General features: G+C 65.6%; 14 protein-coding genes. 12 read left to right on the top strand and 2 right to left on the bottom strand.

Features of this window, described 5'->3' with window-relative positions:
* The first annotated feature begins 210 nt into the window (after nucleotides 1-210).
* From cobN to proX, 4 genes are all read left to right on the top strand, one after another.
* Nucleotides 211-4467 (top strand): cobaltochelatase subunit CobN, encoded by a 4257-nt coding sequence (gene cobN, locus FJU11_RS12370; protein ID WP_141167375.1) that lies wholly within the window; start codon nucleotides 211-213, stop codon nucleotides 4465-4467.
* Nucleotides 4464-4847, top strand: coding sequence for a GFA family protein (locus FJU11_RS12365; protein ID WP_141167374.1), 384 nt, complete (start codon nucleotides 4464-4466; stop codon nucleotides 4845-4847). The genes cobN and FJU11_RS12365 overlap by 4 nt, the downstream gene beginning before the upstream one ends.
* Nucleotides 4848-4911: 64 nt before the next feature.
* Nucleotides 4912-5550 (top strand): cob(I)yrinic acid a,c-diamide adenosyltransferase, encoded by a 639-nt coding sequence (cobO, locus tag FJU11_RS12360; RefSeq protein ID WP_141167373.1) that lies wholly within the window; start codon nucleotides 4912-4914, stop codon nucleotides 5548-5550.
* A 400-nt stretch (nucleotides 5551-5950) separates the two neighbouring features.
* Nucleotides 5951-7006, top strand: coding sequence for a glycine betaine/L-proline ABC transporter substrate-binding protein ProX (gene proX, locus FJU11_RS12355; RefSeq protein ID WP_141167372.1), 1056 nt, complete (start codon nucleotides 5951-5953; stop codon nucleotides 7004-7006).
* Between the two features lie 138 nt (nucleotides 7007-7144).
* On the opposite strand, the gene FJU11_RS12350 is transcribed toward proX, so the two are convergent.
* Nucleotides 7145-8077 (bottom strand): AEC family transporter, encoded by a 933-nt coding sequence (locus FJU11_RS12350; RefSeq protein ID WP_141167371.1) that lies wholly within the window; start codon nucleotides 8075-8077, stop codon nucleotides 7145-7147.
* 266 nt (nucleotides 8078-8343) lie between these two features.
* Between FJU11_RS12350 and FJU11_RS12345 the strand changes: the two genes are divergently transcribed.
* A complete protein-coding gene (locus FJU11_RS12345; protein ID WP_141167424.1) occupies nucleotides 8344-8679 on the top strand; it encodes a DUF6105 family protein in 336 nt (111 codons plus the stop codon).
* Here FJU11_RS12345 and ruvX read toward each other — a convergent pair.
* A complete protein-coding gene (gene ruvX / locus FJU11_RS12340; protein WP_235891012.1) occupies nucleotides 8628-9107 on the bottom strand; it encodes a Holliday junction resolvase RuvX in 480 nt (159 codons plus the stop codon). The two genes, FJU11_RS12345 and ruvX, sit on opposite strands and share 52 nt — an antisense overlap.
* A 77-nt stretch (nucleotides 9108-9184) precedes the next feature.
* On the opposite strand from ruvX, the gene FJU11_RS12335 reads away from it, so the two are divergent.
* The 7 genes from FJU11_RS12335 to gatB all read left to right on the top strand — a co-directional run bounded on the left by FJU11_RS12335 (nucleotide 9185) and on the right by gatB (nucleotide 14772).
* A complete protein-coding gene (locus tag FJU11_RS12335; protein ID WP_141167369.1) occupies nucleotides 9185-9880 on the top strand; it encodes a metal-dependent hydrolase in 696 nt (231 codons plus the stop codon).
* A gap of 120 nt (nucleotides 9881-10000) precedes the next feature.
* A complete protein-coding gene (gatC, locus tag FJU11_RS12330; RefSeq protein WP_141167368.1) occupies nucleotides 10001-10288 on the top strand; it encodes an Asp-tRNA(Asn)/Glu-tRNA(Gln) amidotransferase subunit GatC in 288 nt (95 codons plus the stop codon).
* A gap of 3 nt (nucleotides 10289-10291) precedes the next feature.
* Complete coding sequence (locus FJU11_RS12325) at nucleotides 10292-10762, top strand: GNAT family N-acetyltransferase (RefSeq protein ID WP_141167367.1); 471 nt, start codon at nucleotides 10292-10294, stop codon at nucleotides 10760-10762.
* Entirely contained in the window at nucleotides 10759-12240 is a 1482-nt protein-coding gene (gene gatA, locus FJU11_RS12320; protein WP_141167366.1) for an Asp-tRNA(Asn)/Glu-tRNA(Gln) amidotransferase subunit GatA, read from the top strand. Before FJU11_RS12325 ends, gatA begins: the two co-directional genes overlap by 4 nt.
* A gap of 101 nt (nucleotides 12241-12341) precedes the next feature.
* Nucleotides 12342-12821: a GNAT family N-acetyltransferase gene (locus tag FJU11_RS12315; protein ID WP_235891018.1), complete on the top strand. Its 480-nt coding sequence runs from the start codon at nucleotides 12342-12344 to the stop codon at nucleotides 12819-12821.
* Entirely contained in the window at nucleotides 12811-13083 is a 273-nt protein-coding gene (locus FJU11_RS12310; protein WP_141167364.1) for a hypothetical protein, read from the top strand. Before FJU11_RS12315 ends, FJU11_RS12310 begins: the two co-directional genes overlap by 11 nt.
* A 189-nt stretch (nucleotides 13084-13272) precedes the next feature.
* Nucleotides 13273-14772 carry an Asp-tRNA(Asn)/Glu-tRNA(Gln) amidotransferase subunit GatB gene (gatB, locus tag FJU11_RS12305; RefSeq protein ID WP_141167363.1) on the top strand — a complete coding sequence of 500 codons (1500 nt, stop codon included), beginning with the start codon at nucleotides 13273-13275 and terminating at the stop codon, nucleotides 14770-14772.
* Nucleotides 14773-15042 lie beyond the last annotated feature (270 nt).

The following is a 15042-nucleotide window of genomic DNA, read 5'->3' as shown; positions in this document are numbered from 1 at the left end:
GGGTAGCAACGACTGGGTTAGAACGATCCTGGAAGGCACTGCGGCGGGCGAGACGGGATGCTGAGCTACGGCGGAAGCCATAGCCTCTCCGCCCGTCATGCTCGGGCCTGACCCGAGTATCCAACCCCGCATCCCGTCGACGAGCGTGGATGGGTCGTCAGAAGCGCAACCCACCGAACCAACCATAGAGGCACCGGACACACCGAGACCATGCACCTGCTCCTAGCCCAGAAAGGCACGATCGCCGACGGCGAAGAGGCCATCGATCTCGGCCAGACGCCGGGTGACGTCTGCGTGCTGTCCGCAGCCGACACCGAACTCGCCTCGCTCGCTGCCGCGCAGGGGCAGGAGGGGTCGCGCCCGTCGCTCCGGCTCGCGAGCCTGATGCAGCTCAAGCATCCGATGTCGGTCGACACTTATGTCGAGCGCACCGCCCGCCATGCCCGCCTGATCGTCGTGCGCGCCCTCGGCGGCGCCAGCTATTTCGCCTACGCGCTGGAAGCGCTTCACGCCGCTGCCGTCACGCACAGGATCGCGCTCGCCGTGCTGCCCGGCGACGACAAGCCGGACGAGGGGCTGGCCGCGTTCTCGACGGTGGATGCGAACGACCGGGAAGCGCTTTGGCATTACCTGATCGAGGGCGGTCCGGCGAATGCGACCGCGTTTCTGGATTATTGCGTAGCCCTGATCGAAGGCGGCGAAAAGCCGGGGACCGCGGCGCCCCTGCTGAAGGCAGGCCTATGGGATCGCGCGGAGGCCGTACCACAGGCATGGACCTCCCTCTTGAATGGGAAAGTTCGCGCCGAAGGCGCGGGAGGGGGTGATGTTGACCACACTCTTCGATCGGATAAAGCCCAGGCCTCGCCACTTCCGATCTCCCCCCTTGCGGGGGAGATGCCCGCCAGGGCAGAGGGGGGCACGTCTCCACAAGCCAAAGCCCACGCATCTTCCGCTGAAGCCGCATCATCCTCGATCGGGATCGCAACGGAGGAGACCAAGCCGACCGTCGCGGTGTGCTTCTACCGCGCGCTCGTCCAATCCGGACAGACGGAGCCGGTCGAGGCACTGTGCCGGGCGCTCGAAGCCGAGGGCATGCGCGCGCTGCCGGTCTTCGTCGCCAGCCTCAAGGACCCGGTCTCCGTCGACACGCTGCGCACGCTCTTCGCCCGCACCCCGCCTGACGTCGTCGTCAACGCCACCGGCTTTGCCGTTTCCGCGCCGGGCGGCGAACGAACGCCCACCGTGCTCGACGAGGCGGGCGCGCCCGTGCTTCAGGCCGTCTTCTCCGCTTCTGCGCACGAAGCTTGGGAAACCTCGGCGCAGGGTCTTGCGGCACGCGACCTAGCCATGAACGTTGCGCTGCCGGAGGTCGACGGGCGGGTGCTGACCCGCGCGGTCTCCTTCAAGTCGGCCGCCCGTTACGACGCGGCGACCGAGGCGAACATCGTCGCGCACGAGCCGGACGCCGGTCGCTGCCGCTTCGTCGCGCGGCTTGCGGCGAACTGGGCGCGGTTGTCGCGCACGCCGGCAGCCCGGCGCCGGGTCGCCGTCGTGCTTGCCAACTACCCCAACCGCGACGGCCGGCTCGGCAACGGCGTCGGCCTCGACACGCCGGCCGGCACCATCGAGGCGCTACGGGCGATGGCCGCCGAGGGCTACCCGGTCGCCGACCTGCCGGCAGATGGCGATGCGCTGATCGCTCATCTGATGGCCGGCCCGACCAACGCCGCCATCGATGCGCGCGAGATCCGCGAAACGATGTCGCTCGACGCCTACCGGGCGTTCTTCGCAACGCTTCCCGAGCGCGTTCGAGACGAAGTCACCGATCGCTGGGACGATCCGGTCGACGATCCCTTCGTTGCCGAGGGGCGCTTTTGCCTGCCGCTCGCTCGCTTCGGCGAGACGCTGATCGGCGTCCAGCCCGCGCGTGGCTACAACATCGACCCGAAGGAAACCTACCATTCGCCTGACCTCGTGCCGCCGCACGGCTATCTCGCCTTCTACGCCTATCTGCGCGAGACCTGTGGCGTGCACGCCATCGTCCATATGGGCAAGCACGGCAATCTGGAGTGGCTGCCCGGCAAGGCACTGGCGCTGTCGGAGACTTGCTATCCGGAGGCCGTCTATGGTCCCGTGCCGCAGCTCTATCCCTTCATCGTGAACGATCCGGGTGAGGGCACGCAGGCCAAGCGCCGCACCGCCGCCGTCGTCATCGACCACCTGACACCGCCGCTCACCCGCGCGGAAAGCTACGGCGTGCTGAGGGATCTCGAGGCGCTGGTCGACGAGTATTACGAAGCGTCCGGCAACGATCCGCGGCGGTTGCGGTTGCTCAGGGGCCAGATCCTCGATCTCATCCGCGACACGGGGCTGGATGCCGATGCGGGCATCGCGGCCGGCGAGGCCGACGACACCGCGCTCGAAAAGCTCGACGCCTATCTCTGCGATCTGAAGGAAGTGCAGATCCGCGACGGCCTGCATATCTTCGGCCGCGCGCCGGAGGGCCGGTTGCTGACGGACCTGACCGTCGCCCTCGCGCGCGTGCCGCGTGGAAATGCGGCCGGGGAGGCGAGCCTTCAGCGAGCGATCGCCGGGGACCTGGGGCTCAGCCCCTCATCCGACCCTTCGGGCCACCTTCTCCCCGGTGGGGAGAAGGGGGAGCGGAGCGCTGGCCGCACGACCCCCTCGCCCCAACGGGGAGAGGGTGGCTCGCGCAGCGAGACGGATGGGGGGGCCGGCGCAAGTTCCTCGCGCTCCCGCAACGCCGAAGCATCCGCCACACCCGATCTCCCCCCATGCGGGGGAGATGCCCGGCAGGGCAGAGGGGGGCAGGTTGCGACAAGTGCTGCGGTTGGCGATCGTGCGGAGAGGGTTCACCCCCCTCTGTCGGCTTCGCCGACATCTCCCCAGCAAGGGGAGAGATCGGGCGCCGAGGCGTTCGATCCGCTGGATTGCGACATGGCACAGCCGTGGCGCGGCCTGCGCCCGGCCATTCTCGCCAATCTTGGCGACGATCCATGGCGGACGGCGGGCGATACCGTCGAGCGCATCGAGCTTCTGGCGGCGAAGCTCGTCGCGGGCGAAACGGCCTGTCCGGCGGACTGGATGGCCACGCGCGCCGTGCTCGAAGCGATCGAAACGCGCATCAAGCCGTCGATCGTCCGCTCCGGCCCTGCGGAGATCGAAGGGCTGCTCACCGGCCTTGCCGGTCGCTTCGTGCCGCCCGGGCCTTCGGGCGCGCCGACGCGGGGGCGGCCGGACGTGTTGCCGACGGGGCGCAACTTCTATTCCGTCGACAGTCGGTCGGTGCCGACACCGGCTGCCTGGGAGCTCGGCCGGAAATCAGCCGAGATGCTTGTCGCGCGCTACACGCAGGAGCATGGCGACTGGCCGTCCTCCTTCGGGCTGACGGCGTGGGGTACGTCCAACATGCGCACCGGCGGTGACGACATCGCGCAGGCGATGGCGCTGATCGGCGCGAAACCGGTTTGGGACCACACCTCGCGCCGGGTGACGGGCTACGAGATCATTCCTCCGGCGACGCTCGGACGGCCGCGCGTCGACGTCACGCTGCGCATCTCCGGCTTCTTCCGCGACGCGTTCCCGGACCAGATCGCGCTTTTCGATCGCGCGGTGCGCGCCATCGGTGCACTCGATGAGAACGAGGGCGAAAACCCGATTGCCGAGCGCATGCGGGCCGAGCGGGCCGCGCTGGAGGCCGAGGGGACGGAGGCGGGCGAAGCCGAGCGCCGGTCCGGCCACCGCGTCTTCGGCTCCAAGCCCGGTGCATACGGGGCCGGACTGCAGGCGCTGATCGACGAGAAGGGCTGGGACGAGCGCGGTGATCTCGCCGAGGCCTACATGGTCTGGGGCTCCTACGCCTATGGGGCCGGTAGCGAGGGCGAGCCGGAACGCGGCGCCTTCGAGGCCCGGCTCGGCTCGCTTGAAGCCGTCGTCCACAACCAGGACAATCGCGAGCACGATCTCCTCGATTCCGATGACTACTACCAGTTCGAAGGCGGCATGACGGCCGCCGTCGAGGCGATGAGGGGTACGCGCCCGCCGGTCTATCACAACGATCATTCGCGGCCCGAACGCCCCGTGATCCGGTCGCTGGAAGAGGAGATCGGGCGCGTGGTGCGCGGGCGGGTCGTCAATCCGAAATGGATCGATGGCGTCATGCGCCACGGCTACAAGGGCGCCTTCGAGATCGCGGCGACCGTCGATTACCTCTTCGCCTTTTCCGCGACGACGGGGGCCGTGCGCGACCATCACTTCGAGGCGGTCTATCAGGCCTTCGTCGGAGACGAGCGGGTTCGCGCATTCATGGAAGAGAAGAACCCGGCGGCGCTGAAAGAGATGGCCGACCGGCTTGCCGAGGCGATCGAGCGCGGCCTGTGGCAGCCTAAGTCGAATTCGGCGCAGTTCGATCTGAGAGCCATCGCAAACGGGGAGGAAACGCCGTGACGCGAACCGGACGGTGCCTGTGCGGCGCCACGACCTTCACCGCGGAAGGCGAGCCCGAATGGGTGACGTTCTGCCACTGCGAAAGCTGCCGCCGCGCGACATCCTCGCCGGCAACGGTCTTCGCCTGCTTTCCGGCCGAACGGGTAGTGTTTCAAGGAGATACGCTGCAGGAATACGCCTCTTCGCCGGGTGTTACGCGCAGCTTCTGCGGCACCTGCGGTTCGCCGCTTTCCTACCGTACGGATGAACGAGCCGACCAGATCGACCTCTACGTCGCGGCCTTCGACGCGCCGGAGGATCTGCGGCCGACGCGCCACGACTTTTACGGAGAGCGTCTTTCGTGGATGATCCCCGGAGACGGCTTGCCGACACGAGAGTAGGGGCAGAACACCGGCGCGATCTTTGGATCGAACGAACCCATCCGCGACACGAAGAGAGACGACCATGGCCGAAAAATCCGAAAAGCTCGCCAATCTCACCGAAGAGGAACTGAACGCGCGCCACGCGGAGAAGATGAAGAAGAAGAAGGCCGCGCGCGACAAGATCATCGCCACCAAGACGATCGAGAAGGGCCTCGTCATGGTCCACACCGGCAAGGGCAAGGGCAAGTCGACGGCGGCCTTCGGCATGATCTTCCGCGCGCTCGGCAACGGCATGAAGGTCGGTGTCGTCCAGTTCGTGAAGGGCAAGTGGGGAACGGGCGAGCGGACCGTGCTCGAAGCCTTTCCGGACCGCGTGACGACGGCGACGATGGGCGAGGGGTTCACTTGGGAAACGCAGGACCGAAGCCGCGACATCGCCGCTGCGCGCGCTGCCTGGGACCGGGCGAAGGAAATGATCATGGACCCGGAGATCCGGATGGTCCTGCTCGACGAGCTCAACATCGTGTTGCGCTACGACTATCTGCCGGTCGACGAGGTGATCGAGACGCTGAAAGGTAAGCCGGAGATGACGCATGTGATCATCACCGGACGCAACGCGAAGGACGAGCTGGTCGAGTTCGCCGATCTCGTGACGGAGATGACGATGGTCAAGCATCCGTTCCGATCGGGTGTGAAGGCGCAGGTGGGCGTCGAATTCTAGGGCGCTCCCAGGCCGCGCGATGGCCTGGTAGAACTGTTTCGCCGGCTTGGAAATGCCCTCGATCGCGGTTCGCGACCGCGGCATTCGGGTCGCGCGCCGGCTCACCGAAGAAGACTGCGAGCCGGGCCTTTCCCGAGCGCCGGCGAACTCTTCGAGCGACCGGCTATTCGATCCGTCGCGGCGAACGTGGCCGTCGGCGGCGCCGCTGAAAGCGGCATGTCCGGGAAAATTGTGAACCTCACGCAATCCCTCGCGTTGCCTCACGAGCCGTGCACTTCCGGGGTCCCGCTCCGGAAGCCGCGAACGGCATCGTTTCACGTCTTCGCGCACCGCCGCGAGGGCATGTTTTCTTGAGCGGAGGTTTTTCGCCTCCGACCCGTAAACGAAGGGGACACTTCGCATGCATTCCATTCTTCGCACGACCACGATGGCGCTCGCCGCCGCAAGCATGGCTTTTGCCGTGCCCGCTGGCGCCGCCGCCAAGGACAACGCGAAGCCCGGCGAGGGCACGACGATCAAGATGGCGCGGGCCAACTGGGATACGGGCTGGTGGCAGGCCGAAGTCTACAAGCAGCTCTTCCAGAAGCTCGGCTACGATGTCAGCCGGGTCACCACGCTGCAGAATGCCGCCTTCTATCAGGCGGTCGCCCAGGGCGACATGGACCTGTGGGTCAATGGCTGGTTTCCCAACCAGAACCCCTTCGAGGACAATTTCAACGGTCGCGCGCAGAACATCGGCTACGTGGCCAAGGGCGGCGCGCTCCAGGGCTATCTGATCGACAAGAAGACGGCCGACAAGTACGACATCAAGTATGTCAGCGACCTGCAGAAGGACAAGATCGCCAAGCTGTTCGATTCGACGGGCGACGGCAAGGCGAACATGGTTTCCTGCCCGCCCGGCTGGGAATGCCAGAACATCATCGAATACCAGATGAAGCACTATGGGGTGGCCGACAATGTCGACCTGTCGACGGCCGGTTACGCGGCGGCGATGGCCGACACGCTCGCCCGCTTCAAGAACGGCAAGCCGGTTATCTTCTATACGTGGACGCCGAACTGGACCGTGGGCGAACTGAAGCCCGGCAAGGACGTCGTCTGGCTGCAGGTCAAGGAAACGAAGCTGCCGAAGGCGCAGAGCGATCTTGCCGACGCCGCGAAGGTCAAGAACGTCACCGGCTGTTCCGACGATCCGTGCATGATGGGCCTGCCGGCCAACGATATCCGGCCCGTGGCCAACACTAAGTTCCTGAAGGACAACCCGGCCGTCAAGTCGCTGCTGCAGAACGTCTCGATCCCGGTCGAGGACATCTTTGCCCAGAACGCCAAGATGAACAACGGCGCCGACAGTCCGCAGGATCTCGAGAAGCAGGCCAAGCAGTGGATCGGCGATCATCAGGACGAGGTCGACGGTTGGCTGAAGCAGGCGCGCAGCGCTGCCGCCGACAACAAGTCCTGATCGAAGACGGACGTCCCGGCGCGGAAGTATCCCGCCGGGCGTCGAAGTGAAGACGAGCGCCGTACGGTCCACCGGATCGTGCGGCGCATTCCTTATGTGAGCCGCAATGTCCGCCGGGCTCAGGGCCCGCTTCGCGGATTATCCGCCAACCACGCTGGCAAGCCAGAGCATGCCGGGAATCGTGAAGAAGGAGGCGATCACCTGAAGCGTCGTCACGACGGCGTAGAGCGGTGCGTCGCCGCCGAGCTGGCGGGCGAGCACGAAGCCGTTCATGGCCGTAGGCACGCTTGCGCACAGGACGAGCATGTAGAAGCTCGCCGGGTCGACACCGAAAGCGGTCCCGAGCGCCATCATCAGGATGGGAAAGCCGACGAGCTTGACGACGAGCGGGCCGAGCGAGGCCGAGCCGGGCCGCAGCGCATCCTCGATCCGAAGGCCGGCACCGACCATGATCAGCCCAAGGCCGAGGGCCGCCCGGCCGACGAGCGCGATCGCCTCGTCGACCGGAGGATAGATCGCAAAGGGCAGGGCACGCGCCGCGAGGCCGGCGAGCGAGGCCAGCACCACCGGGTTCGTCACGATGCGCCGCACGAAGCTCAGCCACTGCCGGTCGCTGTTGCTGAACCAGACTAGCACGCTCACATTCACGAGGTTGATCGGCAGCACGATCACCGCCATCACGAAGGCGACGACGGCAACGCCTTCGGCCCCGGCGAGCTTTTCCGCCACCGCCAGCGCGACGAAAGCGTTCCAGCGGCTCGATGTCTGGAATATCGTCGTGAAGCTTGCCGGAGCGAGGCCGCGGCGCGCCAGCGGGGGCCATGCGAGGAGAAGCAGCAACGAGACGAGGAACACGGACAGGAGCGCGCTTCCCCCGACGCGGACCAGAGGCACGTTCGAGAAATTGGCCGTGTAGAGCGTCTGGAACAGGAAGGCGGGGAAGAGCACGTAGTAGCCCATCTGCTCCAGCCCGCGCCAGAAGCCCGCGTCGATGGCCCGCCAGCGCCGCAATGCCACGCCGAGGAGGACGATCAGGAAGACCGGGACGATGCTTTCGAATATGGGGATCATGAAGGCTGGCTCGCGGTGCCGGCCCGTTATGGCCATTTTCCGCGGCAGTGCAACCAAGCGGCGGACGCCGCGCCTGCCTGACCGGTTTCGTTAACCTTAATGGAACGTTGACGTTGCCGAGCCGGAGCATTCCGGCCACCGTGGGGTTACCAACCGAGCAGACGATGCTCAGGAAGGACGGATCCGGTGCGCGAAGCGATTGCCGAAACGACGACCGGCAGGAGGGCGGCCTTGGAAGCAGGCGGCGCTTCCCGCGTGGCCGCGCCATGAAGTGGTTCCTGATCCTTTGGGCCGGACCGATCGGCTTTCTCGGCCTGTGGTACGGGCTTTCCTACTACGACCTCAACTTCGGCATGTTCTTCTTTTCCCGCCAGATGCACGACCTCGTCTTCCGCATCTACGGCAATATCCTCGGCATTCCACCCGAATCGATCCCGCCGCTGGTCCTCAAGGCGCTCGCGCTCGACACCACGGTCCTGATGGCCCTCGTGGTGCTGCGCCGGAGAAAACGGGTCTTCGCGTGGTGGAATGCACGCCGGATCGTTGCGGCTCAGCCCGCCGAGCCTGCCGAAAGTGCCGAAAGCCTGTCGAGCGCGCCCTGAAGGATGAAGGCCGCCGCAGCCGAATCGATCCGCTCGGCGCGCCCGTTTCGCGAAACGTCCATCTCGATCAGCGCACGTTCGGCCGCCACCGTGGAAAGCCGCTCGTCCCACAGCGCGAAGGGCAGGTCGCATCGTGCCGCCATGTTGCGCACGAACGCCCGCGTCGCCTGCGCGCGCGGCCCCTCGGTGCCATCCATATTGACGGGCAGGCCGACGACGACGGCTCCGACGGTCTCGCGTTCGAAGAACGCCGCCAGCGCATCGGCATCGAAGGTGAACTTGCGGCCTCGCTTGAGGACCGGACGGGGCGTGGCGAAGCGATGGGAAAGGTCCGATACGGCAAGGCCCACGGTCTTCGTGCCGAGGTCGAGCCCGGCGAGGGTCTTCCGTTCGATGGCAGGCAGGTCTTCGAGTTTCGTCAACGGCACGGCGGGCTCGCTCTTTCGTTCGGGATCGCTTGCTCCATATGGCCGCATGCAATGAAGGAAAAGAGGACCTGAAGCCGATGAAAATCACCTGGTACGGCCATTCCGCCTTTCGCGTCGAAACGGGCGACGCGCGCATCATGATCGATCCCTTCCTGACCGACAATCCGTCCTGGAACGGCGGATGGGAGGAACCAGGCGAGGGAATCACCCATCTCCTGCTGACGCACGGCCATAGCGACCATATCGGCGATGCGGCCGATATCCTCAAGAAGACCGGCGCCATGCTCGTATCCAACATGGAGGTCTGCAACTACCTCGCCGGCCAGGGCGTCGATTCGGCGAACACCAATCCCGGCAATACCGGCGGCACCGTCGAGTGCGGCGAGTTCACGGTGACCTTCACCCAGGCCCATCATTCCTCCTCCTTCGGCGACAACATCTATCTCGGCAACCCCAACGGGCTGGTGCTGCACTTCCCGAACGACAAGACGCTCTACCATATGGGCGATACGGACATCTTCGGCGACATGGCCCTCGTCAACGAGTTGCACGAGCCGAAGATCGGCCTAGTGCCGATCGGCGACCGCTTCACGATGGGCGGAGCCGTGGCGGCGCTCGCCTGCCGGCGGTACTTCGCGTTCGAAACGGTCGTCCCCTGCCATTACGGGACGTTTCCGATCATCGACCAGAACGCCGACCTTTTCGTCAAAGGCATGGATGGCGGCAAGTCCGAAGTCCGTGTGCCGAAGATCGGCGAACCGTTCGAGCTTTGATGCATCCGGCGGGTCGCACCGGCTTGCGGTGCGGCCCGTCGGATTCGCGGCCGACCCGTTGCGGCATCGGCGCGGCGCCGCTATAGCGCTCTCCATCCGTCCGCTTTCCGGAGACACGCAATGGCCGTCGATACCGAAACCGTCAAACGCGTGGCCCGCCTGTCGCGCATCGCCGTGACGGACGAGGAGGCCGCGCGCATGGAAGGCGAACTGAACGCCATCCTCGGCTTCGTCGCGCAGCTCGACGAAGTGGACGTCGAGGGCGTGGAACCGATGACGTCGGCCGCGCCGACGACGATGAAGAAGCGCCAGGACGTCGTCACCGAAGGCGATCAGGCCGAGGCCATCACCGCCAACGCACCGCTTTCCGACGACGGTTTCTTCCTCGTTCCCAAGGTGGTGGAGTAGGCCTTGAAGGTCGAAATCCGCATCGAAACCCCGCTTCAGGACGATGTGCGCGTTATGGTCGAGGATCTGAACGCGACCATGATGCCGCTGACGCCGCGCGAGTTCCAGTTCCAGCTCACCGTCGAGGAGATGGCCGGGCCGGGGCTTACGACCTTTGTCGCACGCACTGAAGACGGCAAGGCGGTCGGCATGGCCTCGCTCAAGGAGCACGGCAGCGGGCTCGGCGAGGTAAAGCGTATGTTCACGCGGCCGGCCGTGCGCGGGCAGCGGATCGGCTCGAAACTTCTTGCCGCGGTCGAGACGCTCGCCGCCGAACGGGCGATCAACCGCCTCGTTCTCGAAACCGGCGAGGCCGAAGGGTTCGAACCCGCATGGCGCGTCTACGAGCGCGGCGGTTTTGCAACCTGCGGCGCCGTGCTCGACTATCCCGATTCCGGCTATTCCCGATTCTACGAAAAGACCCTTTCCCGATGAGCGATCTGACCAGCCTGACCATTGCCGAAGCACGCGACAAGCTGCGGCAAAAGGAGTTCACCAGCGCGGAGCTGACGGACGCCTATCTGTCGGCCATCCGGGGCGCGAACGAGAAGCTGAACGCCTACGTCACCGTGACCGAGGACAAGGCCCGCGCGATGGCGAAGGCCTCCGACGAGCGGCTGGCGAAGGGCGACGGCGGTGCGCTCGAAGGCATTCCGCTCGGCATCAAGGATCTCTTCGCCACGAAGGACGTGCACACCCAGGCGTGCAGCCACATTCTCGACCGCTTCACGCCACCCTACGAATCGACCGTCACGCAGAATCTGTGGAATGCCGGCGCGGTGATGCTCGGCAAGCTCAACATGGACGAGTTCGCCATGGGCTCGTCGAACGAGACATCGTACTACGGTCCGGTCACGAATCCCTGGCGGTCCAAGCAGTCGAACGAGAACCTCGTGCCCGGCGGCTCGTCCGGCGGCTCGGCGACGGCGGTCTCCGCTTTCCTGTGCGCCGGTGCGACGGCAACGGACACCGGTGGCTCGATCCGCCAGCCGGCAGCCTTCACGGGCACGGTCGGCATCAAGCCGACCTATGGCCGCTGCTCGCGCTGGGGCATCGTCGCCTTCGCATCCTCCCTTGATCAGGCCGGCCCGATCGCGCGCGACGTGCGCGATGCCGCGATCATGCTGAAGGAAATGGCCAGCGTCGACGACAAGGACACGACGTCGCTTGACCGTCCCGTGCCGGACTACGAGGCCGCCGTCGGCCAGTCCGTCAAGGGTCTGAAGATCGGCATTCCGAAAGAGTACCGCATCGAAGGGATGCCGGGCGAGATCGATGAATTGTGGCAGCGCGGGATCCACTGGCTGAAGGACGCCGGCGCGCAGATCGTCGACATCACGCTGCCGCATACGAAATACGCGCTTCCCGCCTATTACATCGTCGCCCCAGCCGAGGCCTCCTCGAACCTCGCGCGCTACGATGGCGTGCGCTACGGCCTGCGAGAGCAGTCCGACGACGTGGTCGACATGTACGAGGGCACACGTTCGAAAGGCTTCGGCGCCGAGGTGAAGCGGCGCATCATGATCGGCACCTACGTGCTTTCGGCCGGCTATTACGACGCTTATTACCTGAAGGCGCAGAAGGTGCGCACGCTGATCAAGCGCGACTTCGACCTCGCCTTCGAAAACGGCGTCGATGCCATCCTGACACCGGCCACGCCGTCCTCGGCCTTTGCCATCGACGACGCGGAGATGGCCGCCGATCCGGTCAAGATGTACCTCAACGACATCTTCACCGTCACCGTGAACATGGCCGGACTGCCCGGCATCTCGGTGCCGGCCGGGCTCGACGCGAAGGGCCTCCCTCTGGGGCTGCAGCTCATCGGCCGGCCGTTCGACGAGGAGACGTTGTTCCGCGCGGCGCATACGATCGAGCAGGCGGCGGGCCGATTCACGCCGGAGCGGTGGTGGTAGGCAAAGCTTCGCGGCGCGCCGTCCCGCCAGCAGTTCGACGCTTGCGGTCGTTCCGTTAGGGTTTGTCGAACGCAGCGAAGGGAGCGGCGAGTTTGGTCACGGTGCGCAATGCCTATCCGCACGAGACGGGCCTGCTTGCCGAAATCGGCTACGCGGCATGGCTTGCCGCCGTCGCCAGCTGGGGCGAAAGCACCGCCGCACTCGCACCGGCCGTGCGGCAGAGCTACGAGCGCTTCTGCCACGAGCACCGCAGCCTGATCCTCGTCGGCGAAACCAATGTGGCGGTCGCCGGATGGGGCGCGCGGGAAAACCGGCGGAACGAGATCAGCGATCTGTGGGTCGATCCGGATCATCAGGGGCAGGGCGTCGGTTCGGCGGTACTGGCCGCGCTCGAAGCGGAAATCGTCGGGCTCGGCTACGAAACGGCCGAGCTTCACACCCATGCGCGCAATATCCCGGCGATCGAGCTTTACAAGCGACGGGGCTACCGTATCTCATCGCTCAGCGACCGCTATTCGCCCTCGCTCGACCGGGATGTGGCGACGGTCTTCATGACGAAGGAGCTTGCCGATGTCCGATGATCCGCGACGCCCGCTCTTCGATGCGCTCGACGGTCTCGCCGAAGACGATTTCCGCATGGGAAAGGGATGGGAACGCGCCCACGAGATCGCCCAGCAATACGAGGGACAACCGCTCTTCGACCAGCTCCACGCGCTTTGCCATCGGATGGAAGGCGACCGATCCAACGCCGCCTACTGGTACCGACGCGCTGGAAGCGAACCCTTCGACGGGGATTTCCGCGCCGAAGCCGACTTCATCCGCCGCGAGGCCGACAGGGGCTGAACGAGAATTCGGCCGGATGCCGGCCGCTTGCCAGCCCGTTTCTTCTCGTCTAGAGCGCTCTGCGACCTGACTGAAACAGGCCAGCGCTCTATCCCTTTGTTTTGCGCATTGATCACGACGCCAGACTGGATCAGTCTGGCTGGAAAATGCTCTAGCCAGACCGCACCATTCAGACCGACAGGCCAATCCATGACGATCATCGACGCCCGCCAATTCGACCAGAAGCGCACCGTTCCGGGGGTGACCGGCGACTGGGAGATCATCGTCGGCATGGAGGTTCATGCGCAGGTGCTGAGCCGCGCCAAGCTCTTCTCCGGCGCATCGACGGAATTCGGCAAGGCACCGAACGCGAATGTCGCGCTTGTCGACGCGGCGATGCCCGGCATGCTTCCCGTCATCAACGAGGAATGCGTGCGCCAGGCCGTGCGAACCGGTCTCGGGCTTCGTGCGAAGATCAACAACCGGTCGGTCTTCGACCGCAAGAACTACTTCTATCCCGACCTCCCGCAGGGCTATCAGATCTCCCAGTTCAAGGATCCGATCGTCGGCGAGGGGACGGTCGTCATCTCTGTCGGGCCGGACCGCAAGGGCGAGTTCGAGGAAATCGAGATCGGCATCGAGCGGCTGCACCTCGAACAGGACGCCGGCAAGTCGATCCACGACCGGCATCCGTCGATGTCCTGCGTCGATCTTAACCGCACGGGTGTCGCGCTGATGGAGATCGTCTCAAAGCCGGACATCCGGTCGGCCGACGAGGCGAAGGCGTATCTCACGAAGCTTCGCATGATCCTGCGCTACCTCGGCACCTGCAACGGCAACATGGACGAAGGCTCCATGCGCGCCGACGTGAACGTCTCGGTGCGCCGGCCGGGCGAGGGTTTCGGCACGCGTTGCGAGATCAAGAACGTAAACTCGATCCGCTTCGTCGGCCAGGCGATCGAGCACGAGGCGCGACGCCAGATCGCCATTCTGGAGGAGGGCGGCACGATCGACCAGGAAACCCGCCTCTTCGATCCCGGCAAGGGCGAGACGCGGGCGATGCGCTCGAAGGAAGAGGCCCACGACTACCGCTATTTCCCCGACCCGGACCTGTTGCCGCTCGAATTCGACGACGCCTTCGTCGAGGGACTGGCGGCCGAGCTTACGGAACTGCCTGATACCAAGCGCGCCCGCTTCGTCACGGAACTGGGTCTTTCCGTCTACGACGCCTCGATTCTCGTTTCGGAAAAGGCGATCGCCGATTTCTTTGAGCAGGTCGCGGAAGGGCGAGATGGCAAGCTGGCGGCGAACTGGGTGATCAACGATCTGCTCGGCGCCCTCAACAAGGATGGGCGCGGTATCGACGAAACGCCGGTTTCCGCACGGCAGCTCGGCACGATCCTCGACCTCATCGGCAAAGGAACGATCTCCGGCAAGATCGCCAAGGATCTCTTTGCGATCGTCTGGGAGGAGGGCGGCGACCCCGCCGAGATCGTGGAGAGCCGCGGCATGAAGCAGGTGACCGACACGGGCGCCATCGAGACGGCCGTCGACGAGGTCATCGCGGCGAACCCCGACAAGGTCGAACAGGCCAAGGCCAAGCCGAGCCTTGCGGGCTGGTTCGTCGGTCAGGTCATGAAGGCGACAGGCGGGAAGGCCAATCCGAAGGCCGTCAACGCGATCGTCAAGGAAAAGCTCGGCGTCGAGTGATCAAACCGCACGAGGGCGGGCGGCGCATGTAGGCGCCGTCATGGCAAGAGGTGAATGGCTATTGACCGGAAGTGTCGCCTTTGCCGCTCGAACCCGGAGTCGCCGGCGAGCCTGTGTCTCCGGCATCGCCCGCACCATTGCCGCCCGCGTCCGCGGAGTTCCCGGCCGTGTTCGAGCCGCTAGCTGTGAGCTTTCATTAGGTTGTCCATCCGGTCCGGACCGGGGATGCTGAGGTTGTGAGACTTCAGAGTCCAGGGAGGGACCGGATGA

Origin of the sequence: Pararhizobium mangrovi, assembly GCF_006516965.1 — a bacterium.
GTDB lineage: Bacteria > Pseudomonadota > Alphaproteobacteria > Rhizobiales > Rhizobiaceae > Pararhizobium_B > Pararhizobium_B mangrovi.
This window is presented reverse-complemented; position numbering and strand designations above follow the sequence as displayed.

Coding starts and splice junctions, on each gene's coding strand:
- cobN (WP_141167375.1), top strand. CDS start 211: ATGCACCTGCTCCTAGCCCAGAAAGGCACGATCGCCGACGGCGAAGAG.
- cobO (WP_141167373.1), top strand. CDS start 4,912: ATGGCCGAAAAATCCGAAAAGCTCGCCAATCTCACCGAAGAGGAACTG.
- proX (WP_141167372.1), top strand. CDS start 5,951: ATGCATTCCATTCTTCGCACGACCACGATGGCGCTCGCCGCCGCAAGC.
- FJU11_RS12350 (WP_141167371.1), bottom strand. CDS start 8,077: ATGATCCCCATATTCGAAAGCATCGTCCCGGTCTTCCTGATCGTCCTC.
- FJU11_RS12345 (WP_141167424.1), top strand. CDS start 8,344: ATGAAGTGGTTCCTGATCCTTTGGGCCGGACCGATCGGCTTTCTCGGC.
- FJU11_RS12335 (WP_141167369.1), top strand. CDS start 9,185: ATGAAAATCACCTGGTACGGCCATTCCGCCTTTCGCGTCGAAACGGGC.
- gatC (WP_141167368.1), top strand. CDS start 10,001: ATGGCCGTCGATACCGAAACCGTCAAACGCGTGGCCCGCCTGTCGCGC.
- gatA (WP_141167366.1), top strand. CDS start 10,759: ATGAGCGATCTGACCAGCCTGACCATTGCCGAAGCACGCGACAAGCTG.
- FJU11_RS12310 (WP_141167364.1), top strand. CDS start 12,811: ATGTCCGATGATCCGCGACGCCCGCTCTTCGATGCGCTCGACGGTCTC.
- gatB (WP_141167363.1), top strand. CDS start 13,273: ATGACGATCATCGACGCCCGCCAATTCGACCAGAAGCGCACCGTTCCG.